This is a genomic window from Streptomyces spinosus, from assembly GCF_020400655.1.
Taxonomy (GTDB): domain Bacteria; phylum Actinomycetota; class Actinomycetes; order Streptomycetales; family Streptomycetaceae; genus Streptomyces; species Streptomyces argyrophylli.
Window position 1 is genome coordinate 209,793 of sequence record NZ_JAINRC010000009.1, and the last position, 25,380, is coordinate 235,172.

Below are 25,380 nucleotides of genomic sequence, written 5' to 3' on the forward strand. Positions count from 1 at the left end.
GCGACCCGTTTCCGCGACCCGTTTCCGCGACCTGCTTGCGCGACCTGTTTGCGCGACCGGTTACTCAGCCCAGGTGCTTCAGCAGCTCCTCGGCGACCGGGGCCGAGGAGGCCGGGTTCTGGCCGGTGATCAGGTTGCGGTCCACCACGACGTGCGGCGCCCACGGCTCGCCCGCCCGCACCTCGACCCCCGCCTCGGTCAGCCGGTCCTGGAGCAGCCACCTGGCCTTTCCGGCGAGGCCGCCCTGGGTCTCCTCCTCGTTGGTGAAGGCCGCCGCGCGGTAGCCGGCGAAGGCGTTGCCGCCGTCGGAGCGGACCGCGGCGAGCAGGGCGGCAGGACCGTGGCAGACCACGGCCAGCGGCTTGCCCGAGTCCAGGGCCGTCACCAGCAGCCGGCCCGACTCGGCGTCCACGGCCAGGTCCTCCATGGGGCCGTGCCCGCCCGGGTAGAAGACGGCGGCGAAGTCGGCGAGGTCCACCTCCGCGAGCTTCACCGGCGTCCGCAGCTCGGTCATCTCCTCCAGCGCACGGGCGATCTCGTCGGCCCTCTCCTGACCGCCGTTGACCTCGGCGGCCAGGCTCGCCCGGTCGACCGGCGGCACCACACCGCCCGGCGTGGCGACGACGACCTCGTGACCGGCGGCCTTGACGGCCCGGTAGGGGACCACCGCCTCCTCGGCCCAGAAGCCGGTCGGGTGCGCGGTGCCGTCGGCGAGCGTCCAGTGATCGGCGCCGGTCATCACGAACAGGATCTTCGACATGGGGTTCTCTCTCCAGAAGGCTTGCGTCCACGGGCGGCTCGAGGCCGCGGGTGCGGCGGGCCGGGCCCGCGGACACGAACGTAGGCGAGACGACCCATAGGCATCCAATGAAGCACCGAATGGCTGGCATTGGTTTTCCTATGGCGACGGGGGAATACGCGGCGGCCATACTCGGACCCGTGGAGACCGCTTCCCTCGACCTGAACCTGCTGCGCACCTTCCTCGCGGTGTACCGCTCCGGCTCCTTCACCGGCGCCGCCCGGCTGCTCGGACTGTCACAGCCCACGGTGACGACGCAGATGCGCGCACTGGAACGGCAGACCGGCCGGGAGCTGTTCGAACGGCTGCCGCGCGGGGTCACGCCGACGCCGGTGGCCGACGAGCTGGCGGCCCGGATCGCCGCGCCCCTGGACGAGCTGGCCGCCGTCGCCGGGCCCACCCCGCCGGCCGGCACCCGGGCCGAGCCCGTGCATCTGGCCGGCCCGGCGGAACTGCTGTGCACCAGGGTCCTGCCCGCCCTCGCGCCGCTGATCGCCGAGGGCGTACGGCTGCGGGTGGCGACCGGGCTGACCGATCCGCTGCTGGACGAACTGCGGGCCGGCCGTCACGACCTGGTGATCGCCACCACCCGCCCACGCGGCCGTACGGTGCACGCCGTCCCGCTCACCGACGAGGAGTTCGTACTGGTCGCGGCCCCGGTCTGGGCGGAGCGGCTGACGGGACGCGGCCCCGCGCGGGGGATCGACCCCGGGGGAGCCGCCGGGCCGGGGACCGAGGGGCGAGGGCCCGCCGTGCGGGGCGCCGAGCGCCCAGGGTCCGCCGTGCGGGAGAGGGGCGCCGGCGGGCGCGTCGTACCGGAGACGGGGAGCGGGGCCCACGGACGGGACCCCGCCGTGCGGGACGCCGAGGGTCAGGGGCCCGCCGTGGGCCCCGAGCAGCCGGAGTCGGCCGTGCGGAGCGCCGAGTACGCGGAGTCCGCCGTGCGGAGCGCCGAGCAGCCGGAGTCGGCCGTGCGGAGCGCCGAGTACGCGAAGTCCGCCGCGCGGGGCGGTGAGGTCCACCGGTCCGCCGCGCGGGGCGCCGAGCGCCCAGGGTCCGCCGTGCGGGAGAGGGACGCCGGCGGGCGCGTCGTACCGGAGACGGGGAGCGGGGCCCACGGACGGGACCCCGCCGTGCGGGACGCCGAGGGTCAGGGGCCCGCCGTGGGCCCCGAGCAGCCGGAGTCGGCCGTGCGGAGCGCCGAGTACGCGGAGTCCGCCGTGCGGAGCGCCGAGCAGCCGGAGTCGGCCGTGCGGAGCGCCGAGTACGCGAAGTCCGCCGCGCGGGGCGGTGAGGTCCACCGGTCCGCCGCGCGGGGCGCCGAGCGCCCAGGGTCCGCCGTGCGGGAGAGGGACGCCGGCGGGCGCGTCGTACCGGAGACGGGGAGCGGGGCCCACGGACGGGACCCCGCCGTGCGGGACGCCGAGGGTCAGGGGCCCGCCGTGGGCCCCGAGCAGCCGGAGTCGGCCGTGCGGAGCGCCGAGTACGCGGAGTCCGCCGTGCGGGGCGGTGAGGTCCACCGGTCCGCCGCGCGGGGCGCCGAGTACGCGGAGTCCGCCGTGTGGGGCGGTGAGACCCACCGGGCCGCCGTGCGGGGCGCCGAAGGGGCCGCGGTCGCCGCGCCGGGCTCCTTCGACCCCGCCGTCCTGCACGACGTTCCGCTCGTCACCTATGCCGAGGACCTGCCGATCGCCCGCCGGTACTGGCGGCACGTCTTCGGCCGGCGTCTGACGCGTACCGCCGCCGTGACCGTCCCCGATCTGCGCGGGGTGCTCGCGGCCGTGGCCGCCGGCGCCGGGTTCGGCGTGCTGCCCCGCTACCTGTGCCAGGACCTGCTGGAGTCCGGTGCGCTCGTCGCGCTGCTGGAACCGGAGGACCCGCCGATCAACACCGGCTTCCTCGTCCAGCGCCCCGGTGCCTCCGACAACCCCGACGTGGCCCGCGTCCGCGCCCTCCTGCTGCGGGCGGCGCGCAGTTGGTAGCCGGTGGAGGCGGTGTCCGCGCGGCGGAGGTCCCGGCCCCGGTGCACAGGGGGCGGCGAACGCGGCCCACCGGCAGGTCCTCCGCACCGGTCCCGGCAGCCGTCCGGGACGCGTGGGTGCCGGCGAACCGGGCGAGGCCGGCGGGCACACGTTGCTCCGGCGGCAACTCCCGTTCCGCGGCCTCGTGTCGTGCGCCCGGACCGGACCGTCCGGCCGGGTGCGGGGCCTTGCCGATGGCGTGCGTGGCGGCATCGGACAGCACCGCCTCCGCGTCCGGTCGGAGCCGCGGACGGTGCGGCCCGACCCGGGCCAGGAGCTGTGCCGCGCCATCGTGCACACCGCCCGCCGGGGGGCCACCAGCCGTGGCGGTGCGCCGGCCCGCTCCAGCGGCAGGACGGAACGTCTTCGTCCACTGGTCCCCTCGCCTCGCCGGGCCGCCCGGGGAGCGGCCCGGAGGGTTCGCTCTACGCGTCGAAGGCCCGCACCTCCTCCTCCGCGAAGGCGATCGTGTCCGTGTGGCCGAACAGGCCCGGGAGGCCGCCGGTGTGGACGAAGACCGTCCGCTCGCCCGGGCGGACGGTGCCGTCGCGCACCGCGGCGCGCAGACCGGCCAGGGCGCGGCCGGTGTAGACGGGGTCGAGGACCAGGCCCTCGGTGCGGGCGGCCAGCAGGAGGGCTTCCCGTACCGGGGCGGTGAGGGCCGGGTAGCCGGCGCCCACCTGGTCCCGGCGGATCCGCAGGGTGTCCGGCGTGACCGCCTCCGCAGTGAGCGGTGCGGCGAACTCCGCGACCGCCGCGGCCGGGTCGGCCAGCGCGCCGACGTCGACGCCGAGTACCGACCCGCTGCCCAGGGCCGCGACCAGCCCGGCCATCGTGCCGCCGGAGCCGAGGGCCACGACCGCCGTGCGCAGGTCCGGCAGTTGCTCGCGCAGTTCGCTGCCACAACCCGTGTACCCCCTGGCCCCCAGCACGCCGGAGCCGCCGAACGGGATCAGTGCCGGGCGGGCGCCGGCGGACCGCAGACGCGCGCGGACCTCGGCCGCCGCCGCGTCCAGCCCTGCCTGGTCCACGTCGCCGGCCCAGGCGAGCCGCGCCCCGAACAGGCCGTTCAGGGCGAGGTTCCCGGACCGGGACGCGCCCGGGGTGCCGCGCAGGACGAGGACGACGTCCAGCCCCAGCCGGGCGCCCGCGGCGGCGGTCAGCCGGGCGTGGTTGCTCTGCGGGGCACCGGTGGTGACGAGCGTGTCCGCGCCCTCGGCGAGAGCCGCGCCCACCGTCCACTCCAGCTTGCGGATCTTGTTGCCGCCGCCGCCCAGGCCGGTCAGGTCGTCTCGCTTCACCCACAGGTCCTCCGGTCCGAGCCCCAGCGCGGCGGCGAGCCGGGGCGCCGGTTCCAGAGGGGTCGGAAAGGTGCCCAGCGGCACGGGCGGGTGGGTCATGTTGTCGTCCTCGGGTCGGTGTCGGTGCAGGGGCCAGTGGATCACGGCGGGACGCCCGGCGTCGTCACAGAGGCGGGTCCGTCGCGAGGAGCCGGTCGGCCGACCGTGGTCGCGTCCGGCCTCACACCGGCAGCAGGCCCGCGATCAGCGTGCTGAGCTGGGCGGCGGTGCGGCACTCGTGCATCTCCACCAGCTCGGCGTACGCGGGCGCCGCCGAGTCACCGGTGCCCCAGCGGTCGCGCGGCTCGGGGTTGAGCCAGTAGACGCGCCGGGCCCGCCGGGCCAGCTCGCGTACGGCGGGGAGGTTCGGGTCGCTCATGTTCGTGCGGGCGTCACCGAGGACGAACACCGTCGTACGCGGCCCCACCGCGCCGCCGTACCGCTCGGCGAACTCGCCCAGCGCCACGCCGTAGTCGCTGCTGCCGTGCCAGTCGGTGAGCGTGGCCCCGGCGCGGATGCGGGCGCTGAGCCCGTCGGGGTCGGCGCGGCCGTGGTCGAGCAGGCCGGTGACCTCGTCGAGCCGGTTGACGAACGCGAACACGCGCACCTTGCCGAACTGGTCGTGCAGGGCCTGCACCAGGAGCATCGTGAAGTCGGAGAAACCGGACACCGAGCCGGACACGTCGCACAGCAGCACCAGTTCGGGCCGGACCGGGCGGCGCCGCCGCAGCACCGGCCGCATCGGCACGCCCCCCGTGGACAGCGAGGAGCGCAGGGTGCGGCGCAGGTCGATCGTGCCGCGCGCGGCCCGGCGGCGGCGCGCGGCGAGCCGGGTGGCCAGCTTTCGCGCCAACGGCTGGACCGCGCGGCGGAGTTCGGTCAGCTGGTCCCGGCTCGCGATCAGGAAGTCGACCCGGTCCGCGGTCGGCCGCGCAGCCCGCCGGGCGATCTCGTCCCGCCCCCGCCGCTCGGCCACCCGGCGCCGGGCCTCCGCCCCCACCAGCCGCCGGAACTCCTCGATACGGCGCCGGATCTCGTCGTCCAGCAGCCGGTCCGCGAACCCGGTGCCGCCGCTGCCGTCCCGGCCCCGGACGTCGGCCCGCACCCGCGCCAGCAGGGTCTGGGGCCGCAGCCGGTCCAGGGTCTGGTACGCCGACCAGCCGTCCGAGCCGGGTGAGCCCCCGTACCCGCCCAGGCCGTCGACCGCCTCCGCCGCCAGCCGGGCCATCATCGCCCGGTCATCAGCGGCCAGCGCCTCGGCCAGCCGGTCGCGCAGGGACTCCCGGTCCCGGGGAGCGTCCTCGGGACCGCCGACTCCGCGCGGGAAGTAGAGGTCGAAGACCGAGTCGAACAGGGCCCGTTGGCCCGGCCCGTGCAGCAGCGTCGCGGCAAGCCCCTCGCGCAGGCGCTCCCGGTCCGCGAGGCCCAGCGCCGTAACCGCCCGGGCCGCGTCCACGGTCTCCCCGGTGCCGATCCGCACCCCGTGCGCGCGCAGGGCCGCGGCCAGGCCGGTGATCCGGTCGGCGACGGCGGTCACAGCGCGTCCAGGTCGAGCTTGGCCGCCGCCTTCTGGATGTCGTCCTGGTGCTTGAGGATCACCCCGAGGGTGTCCCGTACGACGGTCTCGTCCAGCGTCCCCGCGCCCAGCGCGAGCAGGGTGCGGGCCCAGTCGACGGTCTCCGCGACGGACGGCGCCTTGCGCAGGTCCATCGCGCGCAGCGCCCCGACCACCCGGACCACCGACTCGGCCAGCGCCGCGCCGAGGTCCGGCACCTTCAGCCGTACGATCCGCCGCTCCAGTTCCTCCTCGGGGAAGCCGATGTGCAGGAACAGGCAGCGCCGGCGCAGCGCCTCGGACAGCTCGCGGCCGGCGTTGGAGGTGAGGACGACGAAGGGGCGGCGGGTCGCGGTGACCGTGCCCAGCTCCGGGACCGTGACCTGGAAGTCGCTGAGGACCTCCAGCAGCAGCCCTTCCATCTCCACGTCGGCCTTGTCGGTCTCGTCGACGAGCAGCACGGTCGGCTCGTCGCCGCGGATGGCGGTGAGCAGGGGGCGGGGGAGCAGGAACTCCTCGGTGAAGATGTCGGTGCGGGTCTCGTCCCAGCTCTCGCCGCGGCCCGCGCTGATGCGCAGCAGCTGCTTGGCGTGGTTCCACTCGTACAGCGCCCGGGACTCGTCCACGCCCTCGTAGCACTGGAGCCGGACCAGCCGGGCCCCGGCCACCTGGGCGACGGCCTTGGCCAGCTCGGTCTTGCCGACCCCGGCGGGGCCCTCCACCAGCAGCGGCTTGCCCAGCCGGGCGGCGAGGAACACGGTCGTGGCGACGGCGGGGGAGGCGAGGTAGCCGGTCTCGGCGAGGCGGGCGGAGACGTCGTCGACGGACGTGAACAACGGGGCCTCCGGCGAGGTCGGGGACGGGGTCCGTGAGGGCGGTTGCCGATCTCCTATCTAAGCGCTTGTTCAGCGTGTGCGCCAGGCTATACACCGATCGGTGTCCTTCGCGCGGCGTCGCGGTAACCTCGCGGTATGACCAGCAAAGAGAAGGCGTCCCCCCGCGACCGGCTGCTCGACGCCGCCGCACGGCTCACCTACCGCGACGGCGTCTCCATCGGCATCGAGGCGCTGTGCCGGGAGGCGGGCGTCTCCAAGCGGTCGATGTACCAGCTCTTCGACAGCAAGGACGAGATGCTGGCCGCCAGCCTGGAGCGGCGGATGCCGGCGTACCAGGCCCGGCTGAGCCATCCCGACCCGGCGGCCGCGACCCCGCGCGAGAGCATCCTGTACGTCTTCGAACAGGTGGAGAAGGGCTCCGTGGAACCCGAGTACCACGGCTGCCCGTACCTGGCCGTGCTGGTCGAGGTGAAGAACCCCGGGCACCCGGCGAGCGTGGTCGCCCGCGAGGCCAAGGACTTCCTGCTGAGCGCCTTCCGGGAGGCCGCGGAGCGGGGCGGCGCGCGGGACCCGGGGCTGCTCGCCCGCCAGCTCCTGCTCGTCTTCGACGGCGCCAGCGCCCGCGCCGGCGCCGGGGTGGAACACCTGGACGACGGACTCGCCACGGCGACGGCGACGGCCCTGCTGGACGCGGCGGGAGTCCACTGACGCGGATGCGCCCGCGGCTCTCGCGGTAGGCCGCATGCCGCTTGGCCGGGGCCGGCAGGGCGGGTGTCGTGCGGCTGCGGGCCGGTGGGGCGCACGGCGGCCGGTCCGGGGCGTTGCGGGTGTGCCCTGGTGCCGGCCGGCTACGGGTGTGCCGCCCGGCCTGGGGGGACGGGGCTCGTGCCGGGTGGCCGGGGGTCGGGATGCGTCCGTGGCGCTGGCCGTGGGTCCCGTGCCGCTTGGCCGGGGCCGGTAGGGCGGGTGTCGTGCGGCTGCGGGCCTGCGGGGCGCACGGCGGCCAGTCCGGGGGGTTGCGGGTGTGCCCTGGTGTCGGCCGGCTACGGGTGTGCCGCCCGGCCCGGGGGGACGGGGCTCGTGCCGGGTGGCCGGGGGTCGGGATGCGTCCGTGGCCCCGGCCGCGGGTCCCGTGCCGCTCGGCCGGGGCGGCAGGGGCTCCGGCCGCCCCGCTGTGAGTCGGCGGGGCGCATGCCGGCCGCGCACACGCCCCGCGGGGCGCTCGCCCGGAGACGGCCCCCGGCCCGGGCCGCCGTGGCACAGCCCCTCGGTGCGGAACGTCAGGGCACGCCGCACTGCCCGCGGCCCACGACAGCCGCCCCCCGTCCGGGCCACCACAACGCGCCGTCGTGCTCGCCCGTCCGGTCCAATGGAGCCGTGATCGCGCCTCCGGACGACTGCCTCGCGCGCAACGAGTGGATCTGCGGCGCCTACCTGCGCACCCGCCGCCAGATCCTGCTCGACGCGGTCGTCCAGCACCTCCAGCTGACCTTCCTGGCGGTCCTCGTCGGCCTGGTCATCGCGCTGCCGCTGGCGGTGCTGGCCCGCCGCTGGGGCTGGGCGGCCGGGCCGGTCCTCGCCGTGACGACGATCCTCTACACCATCCCGTCGCTGGCCATGTTCTCCCTGCTCCTGCCCCTCTACGGCCTCTCGGCCACCCTGGTCGTCGCCGGACTCGTGCTGTACTCGCTCACCCTGCTCGTCCGCAACATCCTCGCCGGCCTGCGCGCGGTCCCGGAGGAGACCCGGCAGGCCGCGCGGGGCCTCGGCTACGGCCCCGTCCGCCTGCTGCTCGCCGTGGAGCTGCCCCTGGCCCTGCCCGCCGCGATGGCCGGCCTGCGCATCGCGACCGTCTCGGCGGTCTCGCTGCTCACGGTCGGCGCGATCGTCGGCTTCGGCGGTCTCGGCAACCTCATCTACGCCGGCATGAACACCTACTTCAAGGCGCAGGTGCTCACCGCGTCCGTCCTGTGCGTGCTGATCGCCGTCGCGGCCGACCTGCTCCTGCTGGGCGTGCAGCGGCTGATCACCCCCTGGACGCGGGCGGCCCGCACGTGAGCACCCTCACCGCCGCCTGGGACTGGCTGGCCGACGCCGCGCACTGGTCGGGCGACGACGGCATCCGGCACCGGCTGCTCCAGCACCTCCTGCTCACCGCCGGCTGCCTGGCCCTCAGCTGTCTGATCGCGCTGCCCGTCGCGCTCGTCCTCGGCCACCTCGGCAAGGGCGGCGCGCTCGCCGTGAACATCTCCAACGTCGGCCGGGCCGTGCCCACCTTCGCCGTGCTGGTCCTGCTCCTGCTGACCCCGGTCGGAAGGTGGGGGGACGGCCCCACGGTCGTCGCCCTCGTGCTGTTCGCCGTACCGCCGCTGCTCACCAACGCCTACGTCGGCATGCGCGAGGTCGACCGGGGCGTCGTCCAGGCCGCCCGGGGCATGGGCATGACCGGCCGGCAGCTGCTGTTCCGCGTGGAGCTGCCCCTGTCGCTCCCCCTGCTGCTGAACGGCGTGCGGATCGCCGCCGTCCAGCTCGTCGCCACCGCCACGATCGCCGCGCTCGCGGGCGGTGGCGGCCTCGGCCGGATCATCACGGCGGGCTTCAACCTCGCCAGCACGCCCCAGGTGGTGGCGGGCGCGCTGCTCGTCGCGGTGTTCGCCCTCCTCGTCGAGGGCGTCTTCGAGATCGCCGAGCGAGTGGCACCGGCCTGGGCGCGGGGCGGCCGATGAGAGCCCGTACCGCACTCGCCACCGCCGCCCTCCTCGCCCTGGGGGCCTGCGCCACCGGCCCGTCCCTGGAGGACCGCGGGCAGGTCACCGCGCCCCCCGGGGACAGCCGTCACCTGACCATCGGCTCGGCCGGCTTCACCGAGAGCGACCTGCTTGCCCAGATGTACGCCCAGCTGCTCGACCAGGCCGGCTACAAGACGTCCCTGCTCACGGTCGCCAACCGGGAGCTGTACGAGCCCGCCCTGGAGTCCGGCCAGATCGACGTCGTACCCGAGTACGCGGCGACCCTGGCCGACTGGCTGAACGCCAAGGCCCACGGCGCGAACGCGCCCCCGGCCGGCTCACCCGACCTCGGGACCACGATGAAGGCGCTGCGCGCCCTCGCGGCACCCCGCGGCCTCACCGTCCTCCCGCCCGGCCGGGCCGTCGACCAGAACGCCTTCGCGGTGACCGCCGCCTACGCCCGCCGGCACCACCTCAGGACCCTCAGCGACCTCGGCGCCTCCGGGCTGAAGGTACGGCTCGCCGCGGGCGACGAATGCGTGCGACGGCCGTACTGCGCGCCCGGGCTGAGGAAGGTGTACAACATCGACGTCACCGGCATCGACCCCAAGGGTGTGGGCACCACCCCGGCCAAGCGGGCCGTGCAGGAGGGCCGCGACCAGATGGTGCTGACCACCACCACCGACGCCACCCTCGACGCCTTCGGCCTGGTCCTGCTCGCCGACGACAAACGGCTGCAGAACGCCGACTACGTCGTCCCCGTCGTCAACCGCTCCCGCGCGGGCGGCGCCGGCGTGGCGAAGGCGCTCGGCAGGCTGAACGACGTGCTCACCACCGCCGACCTGGCCGCCATGAACCGGCAGGTCGACAGCTGGCGGCGGCTGCCCGCCGACGTGGCCCGCGCCTACCTGAAGGACAAGGGCCTGCTGAGGTGACCCGGGTCAGGCGTCCGCCACCGAGTCGAACGGCACCTGCCCCCGCGTGACCCCGCGCGCGTCGGCGTCCACCGAACGGCGCAGCGCCTCGTGCAGCTTCGCCGGGGTCAGCACACCGAGGAACCGGGCCCCGTCCAGCACGGCGACCCACCCGGCGTCGTGCTGGAGCATCACCCCGAACGCCTGCTTCAGCGGTGCGCCGACCGGCACCCAGGCGGTCATGCGGTGGGCGAGATCCCCGACCGTGCCGCCCGCCCGCAGCTCGTCGACGCCGACCCAGCCGTGCAGGTCACCGCCCGTGTCCAGGACCACCGCCCACCGGGCGTCCGCGGACCGCAGCCGCTCCAGGGCCCGCCCGGCGGGCTCGTCCGGTCGGGCGACGGGCGGCTGCTCCAGGTCGTCCGGCTCGATCGCGGTGACCGACAGCCGCTTCAGCCCGCGGTCGGCGCCCACGAAGGAGGCGACGTACGGCGTCGCGGGCGCCCCGAGCACCGCGCCCGGCGTGTCGAACTGCTCGATGCGGCCCTGCCCGTACACGGCGATCCGGTCGCCGAGCCGGACGGCCTCCTCGATGTCGTGCGTGACCAGCAGCACCGTCTTGCGCACCGCCGCCTGCATCCGCAGGAACTCGTCCTGCAGCTGCTCCCGCACCACCGGGTCGACCGCGCCGAACGGCTCGTCCATCAGCAGCACCGGCGGGTCCGCGGCCAGCGCCCGCGCCACACCGACCCGCTGCCGCTGACCGCCGGACAGCTGCTCCGGGTAGCGCGGCCCGTAGGTCTTCGGATCGAGCCCCACCAGGTCCAGCAGCTCGGCTGCCCGGGCCCGTGCCCTGGACCGCTTCCAGCCGAGCAGCGCGGGCACGGTCGCGGTGTTGTCGAGGACGGTGCGGTGCGGGAAGAGGCCCACCTGCTGGATGACGTACCCGATCCGGCGGCGCAGCCGGACCGGGTCGACGGCCGCGACGTCCTCGCCGCCGACGAGGATCCGGCCCGAGGTCGGTTCGACGAGCCGGTTCACCATCATCATGGTCGTCGTCTTGCCGCACCCGGAGGGCCCGACGAGCGTGACCAGTTCCCCCTCGGCCACCTCGAAGGAGAGGCCGTCCACGGCCGTCGTACCGTCCGGATACCGCTTGGTGACCTGCTCGAACCGGATCATCCCCTCAACGTACGGCAGGACGGGGCCCGCCTCATTCCGCCGTGCTCCGGCCGGCGGACGCCCGGCGGGTGCGGTCAGCCGAGCAGGATCACCTCCAGGGTGCGGGGGCCGTGGACGCCCTCCACCCGGTCCAGCTCGATGTCGCTGGTGGCCGACGGGCCGGAGATCCACGTCAGCGGGCGGGTGGGGTCGAGGCGTTCGAGGGCCTGGGGTACGGAGGAGACGACCTGGTCCGGGACGCGGACGACACAGATGTGGTGGTCCGGGACGAGCGAGATGCGGCGGCGGCCCTGGTCGGGGGAGCCGTCGAGCACGATGGTGCCGGTCTCGGCGATGGCCACGGCGCATCCCGTCACCACGCTGTCCACCCGGTCCAGCCGACCGGCGGTGTCCGCCGCGCGGTCGTGAACGCGCACGGGACCCGCGCCGGCCAGCCACTCCGGCGGCAGCCCCGGTGGAACCAGCACCTCCTGTGAGCCGCGCTCGGCCAGCAGCCGCAGGACGAGCAGCGGCAGCTCCTCCGCGTCGCAGCGGTGCACGACGGCCCGGTAGTCCACCAGGTTCTCCGCCAGCAGCTCCACCGTCTCCCCGGTGGTCCGCCGCCCGTGCTCGCGCAGGTAGTCCCGGGACACGGCCTCCTCGTACGGCACCTCGTCCGCGGGCACGTCCGCGAGCGCGCGCCGCACCCGGCCGAGGATCCGCTCCCTGCTGCTCACTTCGCACCGTCCTTCCCGCCGCGCGTGCGCTGCCACCAGTCCCGGAACGGTTCCGGCGGCACGGCCGGCAGGTCCCGGGTACCGCTCCACGCACGGCCGGGGCCGGGCAGGGCACAAGGGTGCAGCCGGCGGGTGCGGGAGGCCAGCCGCTGGCCCGTGCGCAGGGCGCCGGGGTGCGTGAACGCCCAGCGTGCCGCCCGCATCGCCGCCCGTTCGGCCGCGTGCCCCTTCGCCGGCTGGAGCACCACCGTGTTGCCCTGCCGCACCGCCGGACCGCCCTCGACCACCCGCTCCCGCAGGTGCACCAGCACCTCGGGGATGTCGATGGCGACCGGGCACACCTCGTAGCAGGCACCGCACAGGCTCGACGCGTACGGCAGGGAGGCGTCGATCTCGCTCGCCGTGCCCCTGAGCTGGGGACTGAGGATGGCGCCGATGGGGCCCGGGTAGACCGAGCCGTACGCGTGCCCGCCCGCCCGCTCGTACACCGGGCACACGTTCAGGCAGGCCGAGCAGCGGATGCAGCGCAGCGCCTGGCGGCCGACCCGGTCGGCGAGGGTGTCGGTGCGGCCGTTGTCGAGGAGGACCAGGTGGAAGGCGCGCGGCCCGTCGCCGTCCGTCGTGCCCGTCCACATGCTGGTGTACGGGTTCATGCGCTCGGCGGTGGAGGAGCGGGGGAGGGTCTGCAGGAAGACCTCCAGGTCGCGCCAGGTGGGCACCACCTTCTCGATGCCGACGACCGAGATCAGCGTCTCCGGCAGGGTCAGGCACATCCGGCCGTTGCCCTCGGACTCCACGACGACCAGTGTGCCGGTCTCGGCCACCATGAAGTTGGCGCCGGAGACGCCGACCTTGGCGCGCAGGAACTTCTCCCGCAGGTGCAGCCGGGCCGCCTCGGCGAGTTCGGCGGGGGTGTCCGTCAGCCCCTCCGGGGCCGGGCGGCCCCACTCGCCCATCTCGGTGCGGAAGATGTCCCGGATCTCACCCCGGTTGCGGTGGATGGCCGGGACCAGGATGTGCGAGGGGCGGTCCTTGCCCAACTGCACGATCAGCTCGGCGAGATCGGTCTCGTAGGCGCGGATGCCCTCGGCCTCCAGGGCTTCGTTGAGGCCGGTCTCCTGCGTGGCCATCGACTTGACCTTCACGACCTCCGACTCGCCGGACTCCCTGACCAGCCGGGCGACGATCCGGTTGGCCTCCTCGGCGTCCGCGGCCCAGTGGACCGTACCGCCGGCCGCGGTGACCGACTCCTCCAACTGGACGAGGTAGCGGTCGAGGTGGCGCAGGGTGTGGTCCTTGATCCGCCGGCCCGCCTCCCGCAGCGCCGCCCAGTCGGACAACTCGCCCACCGCCCTGGCCCGTTTGGCCCGGATGGTGTGGGTGGCGTGCCGCAGGTTGCCCCGCAGGACGGGATCGTGGACGGCGTCGTGCGCGGCCTTCGGGAAGGCCGGCATGCCGAGATATGTTCCGGTCACCGTGCCGGTTCCTCCTCCGTGCTCGCCAGGATCTCCGCGATGTGCACCGGCCGCATGCCCGTCCGCAGCCGGCTCATCATGCCGCCGAGGTGCATGAGGCAGGAGTTGTCGGCCGCGCACAGCACCTCCGCGCCCGTCGACTCGGCGTTGCGCACCTTGTCGGCGCCCATCGCCGCCGACACGTCCGCGTTCTTCACCGCGAACATGCCGCCGAACCCGCAGCACTCGTCCGCGCCGGGCAGCTCGGCCAGTTCCAGTCCCCTGACGGCCTGGAGCAGCCGGCGCGGCCGGTCGCCGAGACCCAGCCCGCGCAGACCGTGGCAGGTCGGGTGGTAGGTCACCGTGTGCGGGTAGTACGCGCCGACGTCCGTCACCCCGAGCACGTCGACCAGGAACTCCGTCAGCTCGTACGTCTTCGGCACCACCGGCGCCAGCGTCCGTGCCAGCGCGTCCCCGCGGCCCTCGGCCCGGGCCCGCTCGCCCATGCGGGGATACAGCTCCCGCACCATCGCCCCGCAGGACCCGGACGGGGTCACGATCGCCTCGTACTCCCCGAAGACATCGGAGAAATGACGGGCCATGGGCTCGGCCTCGTGCCGGTAGCCGGTGTTGTAGTGGGCCTGCCCGCAGCAGGTCTGCGCCATCGGGAAGTCGACATCGACACCCAGTCTGGTCAGCAGCTTCACCACGGCCCGGCCGGTGTCCGGATACAGCGTGTCGTTGACACAGGTCAGGAACAGGGCGACACGCATCGCGGCTCCTCGGTGTCGGTCATCGGACGAGTGCAGGGTAATCGGCGGGCGGCGCCGAGGGGAGACCGCGGCTCACCGCGTGGCGAGCCGGGCCTGGGCCGCGCGCCACGGGCCGGTGCCGCCGCGGGGCGTGTACCGGGTGAGCGGCTGGGACCGTACGAGCAGCCGGCGCAGGGCGGCGAGATCGCCGGCGAGCCCGTCCGCGCGGGCCTGCACCAGGACGTTGCCGAGGGCCGCCGCCTCGGTGGCACCGGCCACCACCGGCAGCCCGCAGGCGTCGGCCGTCAGCTGGCACAGCAGCGCGTTGCGGGTGCCGCCGCCGACCAGGTACACCACGTCCACCGGATGATCGGCCAGCCGCTGCGCGTCCAGCACGGCCCGCCGGTGGGCGAGGGCCAGCGAGTCGAGGATGCAGCGGGTGATCTCGGCCGGAGTCCGCGGCACCGGCTGCCCCGACGCGCGGCACGCCCCGGCGATCCGCTCCGGCATCCGCCCCGGCGCCAGGAACTCCTCGTCCCCGGCGTCCACCACCGAGCGCAGCGGCGGCACGGTGGCCGCCTCCCGCAGCAGTGCCCCCAGATCCGGCTCGCCCCAGGCCCGTACGCACTCCTGGAGCAGCCACAGGCCCATGATGTTGCGCAGATAGCGGACGGTGCCGTCGAGGCCCAGCTCATTGGTGAAGTTCGCGGCCCGGCTCTCCTCGGTGAGCACCGGAGCGGACAGCTCCAGGCCGGCCAGGGACCAGGTGCCGGTGCAGATGTAGGCGAAGCGCTCCCCGTCCGCCGGGACGGCGGCCACCGCCGACGCGGTGTCGTGCGAGGCGACGGCCGTCACCGGCACCGGACCGGTCAGGCCCGTCTCCGCCAGCACCTGTGGCCGCAGTGTCCCGGCCGGATCACCCGGCCGCCGCAGCGGCGCGAACAGGCCGAGGTCGATCCCCAGCCGCCCGGCGACCTCGTACGACCAGTCCCGGGTCCGGGGATCGACGAGCTGGGTGGTGGAGGCGTTGGTCAGCTCGGTGCCCTGTTCACCGGTGAGCCAGTACGTCAGCAGGTCCGGGATCAGCAACAGCCGCCCGGCGTGGGCGAACTGGTCCGAGTCCCGGGCGGCCGCGAGCTGGTAGAGGGTGTTGAACGGCGCGTACTGGACGCCCGTCGCCGCGTACAGCTCCGCCGCCGGCACGGTCGCCCACACCTTCTCCGCGACCCCCTCGGTGCGGGCGTCGCGGTAGTGCACCGGATTGCCGAGCAGCGCCCCGTCGGCGTCCAGCAGGCCGTAGTCGACGGCCCAGCTGTCGACGCCGACGGAGGCGAGCCGTCCACCGCAGTCGGCACCGGCCGCCCGCAGCCCGTCGAGGACACCGCCGTAGAGCGCCAGGATGTCCCAGCGCAGCCCCTCCGGCAGGCGCACCGGACGGTTCGGGAACCGGTGCGCCTCGCTCAGCTCCACCGAGTCCGCGCTTACCCGTCCCACCATCACGCGCCCGCTGGAGGCGCCGAGATCGACCGCGGCGTACGACTTCACGCCCGCGCTCACCGCAGGAACGCGGCCGCCACACCCGCGTCGACCGGGATGTGCAGCCCGGTGGTGTGGGTGAGGTCCCCGCCCGTGAGCGCGAACACCGCGTTCGCGACGTGCTCGGGCAGCACCTCCCGCTTCAGGATGGTCCGCTGCGCGTAGAACTCGCCCAGCTTCTCCTCCGGCACCCCGTACACCGCGGCCCGCTGCGCCCCCCAGCCCCCGGCGAAGATCCCGGACCCGCGCACCACACCGTCCGGGTTGACCCCGTTCACCCTGATCCCGTGCTCGCCCAGCTCGGCGGCCAGCAGCCGCACCTGGTGGGCCTGGTCGGCCTTGGCGGCGGAGTAGGCGATGTTGTTCGGCCCGGCGAACACGGCGTTCTTGGAAGCGATGTAGACGATGTCACCACCCAGCCCCTGCGCGGTCATCACCCGCGCCGCTTCCCGCGACACCAGGAACGACCCGCGGGCCATGATGTCGTGCTGGAGGTCCCAGTCCTTGACCGACGTCTCCAGCAGCGGCCTGGAGATGGAGATCCCGGCGTTGTTGACGACGAGGTCCACCCCGCCGAAGGCGAGGGAGGCCGCCTTGAACGCGGCGGCGATCTGCTCCTCGTCGGTCACGTCCACGGTGACGGCCACGGCCTTGTCCGGCCCGCCCAGCTCCTCGGCCACCCGCGCCGCGCCGTCGCCGTTCAGGTCGGCGACGACGACACACGCGCCCTCCGCCGCGAGCCGGTGCGCGATGGCCCGCCCGATCCCGCTGCCGGCCCCCGTCACGAGCGCGACCCGCGTGGCGAGCGGCCTGGGCTCCGGCATCCGCCGGAGCTTGGCCTCCTCCAGCGCCCAGTACTCGATGCGGAACTTCTCGGCTTCCTCGATCGGCGCGTACGCCGACACGGCCTCGGCCCCACGCATGACGTTGATGGCGTTGACGTAGAACTCGCCCGCCACCCGGGCGGTCTGCTTGTCCTTGCCGAAGCTGAACATCCCGACACCCGGAACCAGCACCACGGCGGGGTCGGCGCCGCGCATGGCGGGGGAGCCGGGCAGGGCGTGCCGCCGGTAGTAGGCGGCGTACTCCTCGCGGTAGGCCGCGTGCAGCTCCCGCAGCCGGGCGACGGCTTCCTCCAGCGGCGCGGCCGGCGGCAGGTCCAGCACCAGCGGCCGGACCTTGGTGCGCAGGAAGTGGTCGGGGCAGGAGGTGCCGAGGGCGGCCAGCCGGGGGTGCTCGGCGCGCGCCAGGAAGTCGAGCACGGCCTCGGAGTCGGTGAGGTGCCCGACCTGCGGGCGGTCCTGTGAGGCCAGAGCCCGGACGTACGGCGCGAGCGCGGCGGCCCGCGCCCTCCGCTCGGCCTCGGGCAGGGCCTCGTACCCCGCGACGACCGGCCCGAAGGGCTCCGCCTTCCCCTTCTCGGCGAGGAACGCCTCGGCGGTCCGGATGATGTGCAGCGAGTTGCGCTCGCACTCCTCGGACGTCGATCCCCACGCGGTGATCCCGTGCCCGCCGAGCACGCACCCGACGGCCCGCGGGTTGGCTTCCTTGACGGCGGCGATGTCGAGCCCGAGCTGGAACCCGGGCCGCCGCCACGGCACCCACACCACGCTGTCCCCGAAGCACTCGGCGGTCAGCTTCTCCCCGTCGGCGGCGCACGCGAGCGCGATCCCCGAGTCGGGGTGCAGGTGGTCCACGTGCGGGGCGTCCACCAGACCGTGCATGGCGGTGTCGATGGAGGGCGCGGCCCCGCCCTTGCCGTGCAGGCAGTAGTCGAACGCGCCGACCATCTCGTCCTCGCGCTCGACACCGGGGTACACGTCCACGAGGGCCCGCAGCCGGTCCAGCCGCAGCACGGCCAGCCCCGGTTCGGTCAGCGTGCCGAGGTCGCCCCCGGAGCCCTTCACCCACATCAGCTCCACGTCACCACCGGTGACGGGATCGGTGGCGGTGCCCTTCGCCGACGCGTTCCCGCCGGCGTAGTTCGTGTTGCGGGGATCGGAGCCGAGCCGGTGGGAGCGGTCGAGGAGAGCGTCGACTTCGGGATGGGTGGTCATGAGCATGGGTTCCTTTCCAGGAGGGGGGAGTGTCGACAGGGGCCGCGGGGCCGTGTCGATATGCGGCTCCGCCGCGTGGGCGCGGGAAACCACGACGGGCCCGCACCCCGCGACGGCGCTCGAGTTGCGGACGCCTCACGCCCCCCAGCCGGCCTGCTCCCCGCCCACCCGCTCGGCGACGATCCGCTCGGCCCACCCGGACCGGGCGTACGCGCCCATCGGATCGGGATCCAGCCCCAGTTCCTGGCGGACCTCGCCGAGCAGGGCCCGCACATCCGTGTTGTACGCGTCCATCAGCACGGCGTTGGCCCCCAGCACGTCCCCGGAAGCCTGCGCCTCGGCCAGCGCCGCTCGGTCGACCAGCAGCGCCTTCGCCGTGGCCTCCTGCACGTTCATGACCGACCGGATGATCGCCGGGATCTTCGCCTCGATGTTGTGGCACTGGTCGAGCATGAAGGCGACGTCGGAGGTGAACCCCCCGCCGCGGATCACCTCGTACATGATCCGGAACAGCTGGAAGGGGTCGGCCGCACCCACCATCAGGTCGTCGTCGGCGTAGAAGCGCGAGTTGAAGTCGAACCCGCCGAGCTTCCCCTCCCGCAGCAGCAGCGCCACGATGAACTCGATGTTGGTCCCGGGCGCGTGGTGCCCGGTGTCGACGACCACCCGGGCCTTGTCGCCGAGCTTCAGGCAGTGCGCGTAGGCGGTGCCCCAGTCCGGCACGTCGGTCGTGTAGAAGGCCGGCTCGAAGAGCTTGTACTCCAGCAGCATCCGCTGCCCCTCGCCCAGCCGCGCGTACACCTCGGCCAGCCCCTCGGCGAGCCGGTCCTGGCGGGCCCGTACGTCGTCCTGCCCGGGGTAGTTCGTCCCGTCGGCGAACCACAGCTTCAGGTCCCGTGACCCGGTGGCGTCCATGATGTCGACGCACCGCAGCAGGTGGCCGACGGCCTTGCGCCGCACCGCCGCGTCCGGGTGGCAGATGCTGCCCAGCTTGTAGTCGTCGTCCTGGAAGGTGTTGGAGTTGACCGCGCCCAGCCGCACCCCTCGCTCCTCGGCGAACTTCGCGAGCGCCGCGTAGTCCTCCACGGTGTCCCACGGGATGTGCAGGGCGACCGTCGGCGCGACCCCGGTGAAGGCGTGCACCTGGGCGGCGTCCTGAAGCTTCTCCCAGGGCGAGCGCGGCACACCGGCCTGGGCGAACACCTTGAACCGGGTGCCCGAGTTCCCGTACGCCCACGACGGCGTCTCGACGGCCTGGGTCTTGAGCGCGGCCTTCACCGCGGCGAGGTCGGTCACTTCGGGGCTCCTGTGGTGTCGGGGGGCGACTGAGCGGATGTCGGACGGAACGACCGAGCATGTGGACGCCGGTTATGAAACGATTCAGAACGGCAAGCTAGGTGCCGCCCGCAGGGGTGTCAAGGACTCCGGCGCGCCCCGCCGTTCGTGATCCGGCTGTGACGTTTGGATATCGCAAGTTTTTCGACACGGACCCATTGACGTGACATGACTGTGGTGCCTACGGTCCCCGCAATCCACTTGAAACCTTTCACGACACCGTGGCGGCCTCGCGGCCCCTCCGCCGGTGTCGTCGAGGAGCCCCCATGACCCACCCGCCTGACACGGGACCGGCCCCGGTGCTGGCACTGAAGGGCGTCTCGAAGTCCTTCGGCGCCGTACGCGCCCTGAGGGACGTCTCCCTGGAGCTGCTGCCCGGCGAGGTGCACGCCCTCGCCGGTGAGAACGGCGCGGGCAAGTCGACGCTGATCAAGACCCTCGCCGGAGTGCACCGGCCGGACGCCGGTCAGGTGCTGCTCGACGGCGAGCCCGTCGTCTTCCACGGCCCCGGCGACGCCCGTGACGCCGGCATCGCCGTGATCTACCAGGAACCCACCCTCTTCCCCGACCTGTCGATCGCCGAGAACATCTTCATGGGCCGCCGTCCCAGGCGCGCCCTCGGCCGCATCGACCACAAGGCCACCCACGCCGCCACGGCGGCCCTGATGCGGCGGCTCGGCGTCGACCTCGACCCCGGCCGGCCGGCCCGCGGCCTGTCCATCGCCGACCAGCAGATCGTGGAGATCGCCAAGGCGCTCTCCTTCGACGCCCGGGTCCTGATCATGGACGAGCCCACCGCCGCGCTCACCGGCAGCGAGGTGGCCCGTCTCTTCGGCGTGGTCCGCACCCTGCGCGAACAGGGCGCGGCCGTGCTGTTCATCTCGCACCGGCTGGAGGAGATCTTCGAGATCTGCCAGCAGGTCACCACGCTGCGGGACGGCGCCTGGATCGCCGGTGAGCCGCTCGCCGGCATGAGCGAGGACGACCTGGTGCGCCGCATGGTCGGCCGCGACCTGGCCGAGCTGTACCCGAAACAGGAGGTCCGCGCGGGCGAGGTCGCGCTCAGCGTGCGGCGGCTGACCCGCGAGGGTGTCTTCACCGACGTCTCCTTCGAGGTCCGGCGCGGTGAGATCGTCGGCCTCGCCGGGCTGGTCGGGGCCGGCCGCACCGAGGTCGCCCGGGCCGTGTTCGGCGTCGACCGCCGGGACGCGGGCGAGGTCGAGGTCGGCGGGCGCCGGCTCGCGAACGGCGCCCCGTCCGCCGCGATGGCGGCCGGACTCGCCCTCGTGCCGGAGGACCGGCGGGCCCAGGGACTGGTGATGGACATGTCCATCGAGCGGAACATCGGCCTGACCGGGCTCCGTACGACCTCCCGGGCCGGGCTGGTGAACCGGACCGCCGAACGCAGCCGGTCCCTGGACTGGGCCGTGAGGCTCCAGGTGAAGTACGCCCGGATCGCGGACGCCGTGTCCACCCTGTCCGGCGGCAACCAGCAGAAGGTCGTCCTCGCCAAGTGGCTCGCCACCGGCCCCCGGGTGCTCATCGTGGACGAGCCGACCCGGGGCATCGACGTCGGCACCAAGGCGGAGGTGCACCGGCTGCTCGGCGAACTGGCCGCCGACGGCGTCGCCGTCCTGATGATCTCCTCCGACCTGCCCGAGATCCTCGGCATGGCCGACCGCGTCCTCGTGATGCACGAGGGCCGGATCACCGCCGAGATACCCCGCGCCGACGCCACCGAGGAGACCGTGATGGCCGCAGCCACCGGGAGGGCCACCGCATGACGGTCACCACCGACGAGACCCCCGTCGCCGGGGTGCCCCGCTCCGGCGGCACCCGGCTGGTCGACCGGGTCTTCAAGATGCGCGAACTCGCCATCCTGGCCGTCTTCCTGGTGATGATCGCCGTCACCCAGGCCGGCAACAGCGAGTTCCTGTCCGAGCAGGGCATCAAGGACCTGCTCCTGAACGCGACGATCCTGGTGCTGGTCGCCACCGGCCAGTCACTGGTCGTCCTCAGCCGCAACGTCGACCTGTCCGTCGGCTCCACGCTCGGCATCAGCGCCTTCGCCGCCGGAACCTACCTCCAGGGCGGCGGCAACGCGGTCGTCGCGATCCTCCTCGCCGTCCTGCTGGGCGTCGGCCTGGGGCTGCTCAACGGCCTGCTCGTCAGCCTCGGCCAGGTCCCCGCCCTCGTCGTCACCCTCGGCACCCTGTACGTCATCCGGGGCGTCGACTCCATCTGGGTCGGCTCCCGCCAGATCACCGCGGCCGACCTGCCCGGCGGCTTCGTCGACTTCGGCTCCGGCGGCGTCTCCGCGATTCCGTGGCTCGCCGTGATCGCGCTGGTGGTGCTCGTGGCGACGGGCTACTACCTCAAGCACTACGGCAGCGGGCGGGAACTGTACGCCCTCGGCTCCAACCCGGAGGCCGCCCGGCTGGCCGGCATCCCGGTCCGCAAACGCATCCTGGCCGCGTACACCTTCTGCGGAGCGCTCGCCGGACTCGCCGGCGCCATGTACCTGGCCCGGTTCGGCAACGTCGACTCCGGCACCGGCAACGGCTACGAACTCACCGTCGTCAGCGCCGTGGTGGTCGGCGGCATCGCCTTCACCGGCGGCTCCGGCAGCGTCTACGGCGCCGCCCTCGGCGCCCTGCTGCTCACCTCGATCAACAGTGTGCTCCCCGCGCTCGGCGTCAGCTCCGTGTGGGTGCTCGCCATCAACGGCGTCCTGCTGCTGCTCGCCATAGCCGTCGACCGGATCGTGGCGCTGCGCGTGGCCGCCGCCCTGAAGAAGACATCGGCCCCCAGGAGGTCCGCCATGGCGAAGGAGAAGGCCGGTGCCTGAGTCGCTCACCCGCGCGGTCCGCTGGGACACGGTCGTCGGCGCGCTGCTCATCGTCCTGTTGCTGCTGTCGTTCGGCTTCGTCGACGGCTTCGGCAACGCCCTCAACCTGTCGTTCCTCATCGGCAACACGCTCCCGATCGCGCTGATCGCCCTGCCGATGACCCTGCTGGTCGTCGCCGGCGAGATCGACCTGTCCGTCGCGTCCACGGCCGGGCTGTCCGGCGCGGTGATGGGCAAGCTGTGGAACGAGGGCATGGCCATCGAGACGATCATCCCGCTGTGCCTGCTGCTCGGGGTGGCGTGCGGACTGGTCAACGGCCTGCTGGTGACCCGGCTCGGGCTGCCGTCGCTGGCGGTCACCATCGGCACGCTGGCCGCCTACCGGGGTGTCGCGCAGATCGTGCTCGGCTCCGACGCGGTGACGGACTTCCCCTCGCGGTACCTGGACTTCGCCGCCGGCCGCATCGGTGACTCCTTCCTGCCGCAGGCCTTCCTGCCCTTCCTGGTGCTGCTCGCCGTCGCCGTGGTGCTGCTGCACGCCACGCCGTTCGGCCGCTCGCTGTTCGCGATCGGAGCGGGCGAGGAGGCGGCGCGGTTCGCCGGGATCCGGGTGAAGCGGACCAAACTCCTGCTGTTCGTCGCCACGGGGGCCATGTCGGCGCTGACCGGCGTCTTCTGGGCGCTGCACTACGCCAGTGCCCGGTACGACAACGCCACCGGGCTCGAACTGTCCGTCGTCGCCGCCGTGCTGCTGGGCGGGATCGACTTCGACGGGGGCAGGGGCACGATCGGCGGTGCCGTCGCCGGTGTCTTCTTGCTCGGTGCGCTGCAGAACGTGATGAGCCTGCTGAACGTCTCGGCCCAGTCGCAGATCGTCGTCACCGGCGTGCTGCTCGTGGTGTCCGTGCTGGGCCCCCGGGTCGCGCGGCAGATCTCCCTCGCCCGGGCGGCCGGTTCCACCGGATAGCCGGTCCGCCGGCCGCGGGCCGTCCGCGGCCGGCCGCGCCCACACGGCGGAGCCGCACCGCCGTACCACCCCGCGCCCCTGGAAGGGCGCACCACCCACACCTGACGACAAGGGGCCCATCCGATGCTCAAGCCGAACCTCCGCCGCACCTGCGCCGCCCTCGCCGCCGGTACCTCCCTCGCCCTCGCGCTCACCGCGTGCGGCGGCACCACCAAGAAGGACGTCAAGGACGACAACGCCTCCGCCGCCTCGGCCGGCAAGGCCGACCCGAACGCCGCCACCAAGAAGGGGCTGACCGTCGGCTTCCTGCCCAAGCAGGTCAACAACCCCTACTTCACCACCGCCGACAAGGGCGGCGAGAAGGCGGTCACCGAGCTCGGGTCCACGTACAAGGAGGTGGGGCCCAGCAGCGCCACCGACACCGCGGGGCAGGTGAGTTACGTCAACACGCTCACCCAGCAGCGGGTGAACGCCATGGCGGTGTCCGCGCAGGACCCGGGCGCGCTGTGCACCGCGCTGAAGCAGGCGATGAGCAACGGCATCAAGGTCGTCACCTACGACTCCGACACCAGCCCCGGCTGCCGCAACGCCTTCGTCTCGCAGGCCGGCGCCGAGGACCTGGGCCGTACCGAGGTGCAGTTGCTCGCCGAGCAGATCGGGTACAAGGGCGAGATCGCGATCCTGTCGGCCGCGCAGACCGCGACCAACCAGAACACCTGGATCGGCTACATGAAGGACGAGCTGAAGGACCCCAGGTACAAGGACGTCAGGCTCGTCAAGATCGCCTACGGCAACGACGACGCCCAGCAGTCCTTCCAGCAGACCCAGGGCCTGCTCCAGGAGCACCCGAACCTCAAGGGGATCATCTCCCCGACCACCGTCGGCATCAAGGCGGCGGCCCAGTACCTGTCGGGCTCCAAGTACAAGGGCAAGGTCAAGCTGACCGGGCTCGGCACCCCCAACGACATGCGCAAGTACGTGAAGAACGGCACCGTCGACGCCTTCGAGCTGTGGGACCCGGCCAAGCTCGGCGACCTGGCCGCCCGGACCGCGGTCGCGCTGGCCTCGGGGCAGATCACCGGCAAGGAGGGCGAGACCTTCAAGGCCGGCACCACGACGTACACCATCGGCAAGGACGGCGTGATCAACCTGGGCAAGCCGACCGTGTTCGACACCAAGAACATCGACCAGTTCGACTTCTGAGACGACGGGGGCCAGTTGATGCGGCGTGTGTGCTTCCTGCTGAAGGTCAGGGCGGACCGGCTCGACGAGTACCGTGAGCGGCACGCGGCCGTCTGGCCGGAGATGCTCGACGCCCTGAAGGCGACCGGCTGGCACAACTACTCGCTGTTCCTGCGCGACGACGGCCTGCTCGTCGGCTATCTGGAGACCGACGACTTCGCCGCCGCCCAGGCCGGCATGGCCGCCACCGACGTCAACGCGCGCTGGCAGAGGGACATGGCACCGTTCTTCGAGTCGCTGGACGGTGCCCGGCCCGACGAGGCCATGCGACCGCTCACCGAAGTGTTCCACCTCGCGTGACGCGGGAGCCGAGCGGATGAGACCGTCCACCAGCAGGCAGGGCGCCGCCCCACGGGACGCCCACGCCGTCCGTGCCGTCCGCCACCGCGGCCCGGCCGGCACCGACTCCTGCCGGAGGAACGGCCCGTCGACCTGCCAGGGCCACCGGCGCACCGCCGCGTCCACCGCGGGACACGGGGCGCTCGTGGCCCGCCGGGCGGACGACGGCTCCTCCCGCGCCGAGTCCGCCGCCGGGCCGCCGGACCACCCGGCGTCCACGGCCTGGACCTGGTCCGCCTCCGGGGCCGCGGGGACGACCCTGGACGGGCCGGCGACCGCACCGCGCCTCACCTGCCCGCGGTTCGTCACCACGCCCGGGGGCCGGCACCGGTCCGGCTGCCGCGCCGGCGTCCCCTCCAACGGCCGCAACACCCGCGCCGGCGTCCCCTCCAACGGCCACAACACCCGTGCCGGGCACGGCGGTTCGCGGTGGGCCGAGCCGGGGGAGGGGACCGGCACCCGCACCGCCGAGCACGTCCCCGGCACCGTCCGGTGCACCGGCCCGGCGGGCCGCCCGCACGCCGCCGTCGCCCATGTTCCGGGCCGTCCCGGGCAGCGCGGCACGGACGGCGGCGCCGACGGCACCGCGCACGGACGCGCCTGCCACCTGTGCGAGACTGCCTCCAGGCGGCCGGCGGAAGACCGGGACCCCCGTCCCGCTCCGCTCCGGTCAGCGCACCGAGCCCCTCCCCGACCGGTACGGCAACGCCTGCGCCGTCCTCCCGTTCCGGCCGGATCGCCGCGGCCCGCGGGCCCGG

The 25,380-nt window shown here is 74.0% G+C and carries 20 protein-coding genes and 2 pseudogenes; 11 read left to right on the top strand and 11 right to left on the bottom strand.

Annotation, left to right across the window (positions count from 1 at the left end):
* Nucleotides 1–64 precede the first annotated feature (64 nt).
* On the bottom strand, nt 65–760 hold the full coding sequence (locus LG395_RS18915) for a type 1 glutamine amidotransferase domain-containing protein (protein ID WP_171150544.1): 696 nt from the start codon (nt 758–760) through the stop codon (nt 65–67).
* Nucleotides 761–900: 140 nt separating this feature from the next.
* Between LG395_RS18915 and LG395_RS18920 the strand changes: the two are divergent.
* Together LG395_RS18920 and LG395_RS18925 are read left to right on the top strand one after the other, a co-directional pair.
* Nucleotides 901–1,566 (top strand): annotated as a pseudogene (locus LG395_RS18920) (LysR family transcriptional regulator); the annotation flags it as partial.
* Between the two features lie 840 nt (nt 1,567–2,406).
* Nucleotides 2,407–2,781 (top strand): annotated as a pseudogene (locus LG395_RS18925) (LysR substrate-binding domain-containing protein); the annotation flags it as partial.
* Between the two features lie 464 nt (nt 2,782–3,245).
* Here the strand turns inward: LG395_RS18925 and LG395_RS18930 are convergent.
* The 3 genes from LG395_RS18930 to LG395_RS18940 all read right to left on the bottom strand — a co-directional run bounded on the left by LG395_RS18930 (nt 3,246) and on the right by LG395_RS18940 (nt 6,551).
* Nucleotides 3,246–4,220 carry a D-cysteine desulfhydrase family protein gene (locus LG395_RS18930; protein ID WP_171150543.1) on the bottom strand — a complete coding sequence of 325 codons (975 nt, stop codon included), beginning with the start codon at nt 4,218–4,220 and terminating at the stop codon, nt 3,246–3,248.
* A gap of 121 nt (nt 4,221–4,341) precedes the next feature.
* Entirely contained in the window at nt 4,342–5,697 is a 1,356-nt protein-coding gene (locus LG395_RS18935) for a vWA domain-containing protein (RefSeq protein ID WP_225810568.1), read from the bottom strand.
* The gene (locus LG395_RS18940; RefSeq protein WP_225810569.1) at nt 5,694–6,551 is read right to left on the bottom strand and encodes an AAA family ATPase; all 858 of its coding nucleotides are present in this window, start codon (nt 6,549–6,551) and stop codon (nt 5,694–5,696) included. Before LG395_RS18940 ends, LG395_RS18935 begins: the two co-directional genes overlap by 4 nt.
* Nucleotides 6,552–6,686: 135 nt before the next feature.
* On the opposite strand from LG395_RS18940, the gene LG395_RS18945 reads away from it, so the two are divergent.
* From LG395_RS18945 to LG395_RS18960, 4 genes are all read left to right on the top strand, one after another.
* Nucleotides 6,687–7,259, top strand: coding sequence for a TetR/AcrR family transcriptional regulator (locus tag LG395_RS18945; protein ID WP_225810570.1), 573 nt, complete (start codon nt 6,687–6,689; stop codon nt 7,257–7,259).
* A gap of 669 nt (nt 7,260–7,928) precedes the next feature.
* Nucleotides 7,929–8,609, top strand: coding sequence for an ABC transporter permease (locus tag LG395_RS18950; protein ID WP_225810571.1), 681 nt, complete (start codon nt 7,929–7,931; stop codon nt 8,607–8,609).
* The gene (locus tag LG395_RS18955; RefSeq protein WP_225810572.1) at nt 8,606–9,277 is read left to right on the top strand and encodes an ABC transporter permease; all 672 of its coding nucleotides are present in this window, start codon (nt 8,606–8,608) and stop codon (nt 9,275–9,277) included. The genes LG395_RS18950 and LG395_RS18955 overlap by 4 nt, the downstream gene beginning before the upstream one ends.
* Entirely contained in the window at nt 9,274–10,215 is a 942-nt protein-coding gene (locus tag LG395_RS18960; RefSeq protein WP_225810573.1) for an ABC transporter substrate-binding protein, read from the top strand. Before LG395_RS18955 ends, LG395_RS18960 begins: the two co-directional genes overlap by 4 nt.
* A 6-nt stretch (nt 10,216–10,221) precedes the next feature.
* On the opposite strand, the gene LG395_RS18965 is transcribed toward LG395_RS18960, so the two are convergent.
* From LG395_RS18965 to rhaI, 7 genes are all read right to left on the bottom strand, one after another.
* Nucleotides 10,222–11,376: a betaine/proline/choline family ABC transporter ATP-binding protein gene (locus LG395_RS18965; RefSeq protein WP_171150536.1), complete on the bottom strand. Its 1,155-nt coding sequence runs from the start codon at nt 11,374–11,376 to the stop codon at nt 10,222–10,224.
* A gap of 74 nt (nt 11,377–11,450) precedes the next feature.
* Nucleotides 11,451–12,092 carry a LutC/YkgG family protein gene (locus LG395_RS18970; RefSeq protein ID WP_171150535.1) on the bottom strand — a complete coding sequence of 214 codons (642 nt, stop codon included), beginning with the start codon at nt 12,090–12,092 and terminating at the stop codon, nt 11,451–11,453.
* Nucleotides 12,089–13,567 (bottom strand): lactate utilization protein B, encoded by a 1,479-nt coding sequence (locus LG395_RS18975; protein ID WP_225810574.1) that lies wholly within the window; start codon nt 13,565–13,567, stop codon nt 12,089–12,091. The genes LG395_RS18970 and LG395_RS18975 overlap by 4 nt, the downstream gene beginning before the upstream one ends.
* Nucleotides 13,564–14,319: a (Fe-S)-binding protein gene (locus LG395_RS18980; protein ID WP_225810575.1), complete on the bottom strand. Its 756-nt coding sequence runs from the start codon at nt 14,317–14,319 to the stop codon at nt 13,564–13,566. The genes LG395_RS18975 and LG395_RS18980 overlap by 4 nt, the downstream gene beginning before the upstream one ends.
* A gap of 72 nt (nt 14,320–14,391) precedes the next feature.
* Nucleotides 14,392–15,843 carry a rhamnulokinase gene (locus LG395_RS18985; RefSeq protein ID WP_225810576.1) on the bottom strand — a complete coding sequence of 484 codons (1,452 nt, stop codon included), beginning with the start codon at nt 15,841–15,843 and terminating at the stop codon, nt 14,392–14,394.
* A gap of 8 nt (nt 15,844–15,851) precedes the next feature.
* On the bottom strand, nt 15,852–17,891 hold the full coding sequence (locus LG395_RS18990) for a bifunctional aldolase/short-chain dehydrogenase (RefSeq protein ID WP_225810577.1): 2,040 nt from the start codon (nt 17,889–17,891) through the stop codon (nt 15,852–15,854).
* A 135-nt stretch (nt 17,892–18,026) separates the two neighbouring features.
* Nucleotides 18,027–19,187, bottom strand: a complete 1,161-nt coding sequence (gene rhaI, locus LG395_RS18995) for an L-rhamnose isomerase (RefSeq protein WP_225810578.1) — start codon at nt 19,185–19,187, stop codon at nt 18,027–18,029.
* Nucleotides 19,188–19,492: 305 nt separating this feature from the next.
* Here rhaI and LG395_RS19000 point away from each other — a divergent pair, with 305 nt between their 5' ends.
* From LG395_RS19000 to LG395_RS19020, 5 genes are all read left to right on the top strand, one after another.
* Complete coding sequence (locus LG395_RS19000; protein WP_171150529.1) at nt 19,493–21,010, top strand: sugar ABC transporter ATP-binding protein; 1,518 nt, start codon at nt 19,493–19,495, stop codon at nt 21,008–21,010.
* Complete coding sequence (locus LG395_RS19005) at nt 21,007–22,074, top strand: ABC transporter permease (RefSeq protein ID WP_171150528.1); 1,068 nt, start codon at nt 21,007–21,009, stop codon at nt 22,072–22,074. The genes LG395_RS19000 and LG395_RS19005 overlap by 4 nt, the downstream gene beginning before the upstream one ends.
* A complete protein-coding gene (locus LG395_RS19010) occupies nt 22,067–23,041 on the top strand; it encodes an ABC transporter permease (protein WP_225810579.1) in 975 nt (324 codons plus the stop codon). The genes LG395_RS19005 and LG395_RS19010 overlap by 8 nt, the downstream gene beginning before the upstream one ends.
* A 123-nt stretch (nt 23,042–23,164) precedes the next feature.
* Nucleotides 23,165–24,244 carry a rhamnose ABC transporter substrate-binding protein gene (gene rhaS / locus LG395_RS19015; protein ID WP_225810580.1) on the top strand — a complete coding sequence of 360 codons (1,080 nt, stop codon included), beginning with the start codon at nt 23,165–23,167 and terminating at the stop codon, nt 24,242–24,244.
* Between the two features lie 18 nt (nt 24,245–24,262).
* On the top strand, nt 24,263–24,583 hold the full coding sequence (locus LG395_RS19020) for an L-rhamnose mutarotase (RefSeq protein ID WP_225810581.1): 321 nt from the start codon (nt 24,263–24,265) through the stop codon (nt 24,581–24,583).
* Nucleotides 24,584–25,380: the final 797 nt, after the last annotated feature.

Excerpts from the sequence above, each read along its gene's own strand:
- LG395_RS18915 (WP_171150544.1), bottom strand. The coding sequence starts at position 760 with ATGTCGAAGATCCTGTTCGTGATGACCGGCGCCGATCACTGGACGCTC.
- LG395_RS18930 (WP_171150543.1), bottom strand. The coding sequence starts at position 4,220 with ATGACCCACCCGCCCGTGCCGCTGGGCACCTTTCCGACCCCTCTGGAA.
- LG395_RS18945 (WP_225810570.1), top strand. The coding sequence starts at position 6,687 with ATGACCAGCAAAGAGAAGGCGTCCCCCCGCGACCGGCTGCTCGACGCC.
- LG395_RS18960 (WP_225810573.1), top strand. The coding sequence starts at position 9,274 with ATGAGAGCCCGTACCGCACTCGCCACCGCCGCCCTCCTCGCCCTGGGG.
- LG395_RS18965 (WP_171150536.1), bottom strand. The coding sequence starts at position 11,376 with ATGATCCGGTTCGAGCAGGTCACCAAGCGGTATCCGGACGGTACGACG.
- LG395_RS18980 (WP_225810575.1), bottom strand. The coding sequence starts at position 14,319 with ATGCGTGTCGCCCTGTTCCTGACCTGTGTCAACGACACGCTGTATCCG.
- LG395_RS18990 (WP_225810577.1), bottom strand. The coding sequence starts at position 17,891 with ATGACCACCCATCCCGAAGTCGACGCTCTCCTCGACCGCTCCCACCGG.
- LG395_RS19000 (WP_171150529.1), top strand. The coding sequence starts at position 19,493 with ATGACCCACCCGCCTGACACGGGACCGGCCCCGGTGCTGGCACTGAAG.
- LG395_RS19005 (WP_171150528.1), top strand. The coding sequence starts at position 21,007 with ATGACGGTCACCACCGACGAGACCCCCGTCGCCGGGGTGCCCCGCTCC.
- rhaS (WP_225810580.1), top strand. The coding sequence starts at position 23,165 with ATGCTCAAGCCGAACCTCCGCCGCACCTGCGCCGCCCTCGCCGCCGGT.
- LG395_RS19020 (WP_225810581.1), top strand. The coding sequence starts at position 24,263 with ATGCGGCGTGTGTGCTTCCTGCTGAAGGTCAGGGCGGACCGGCTCGAC.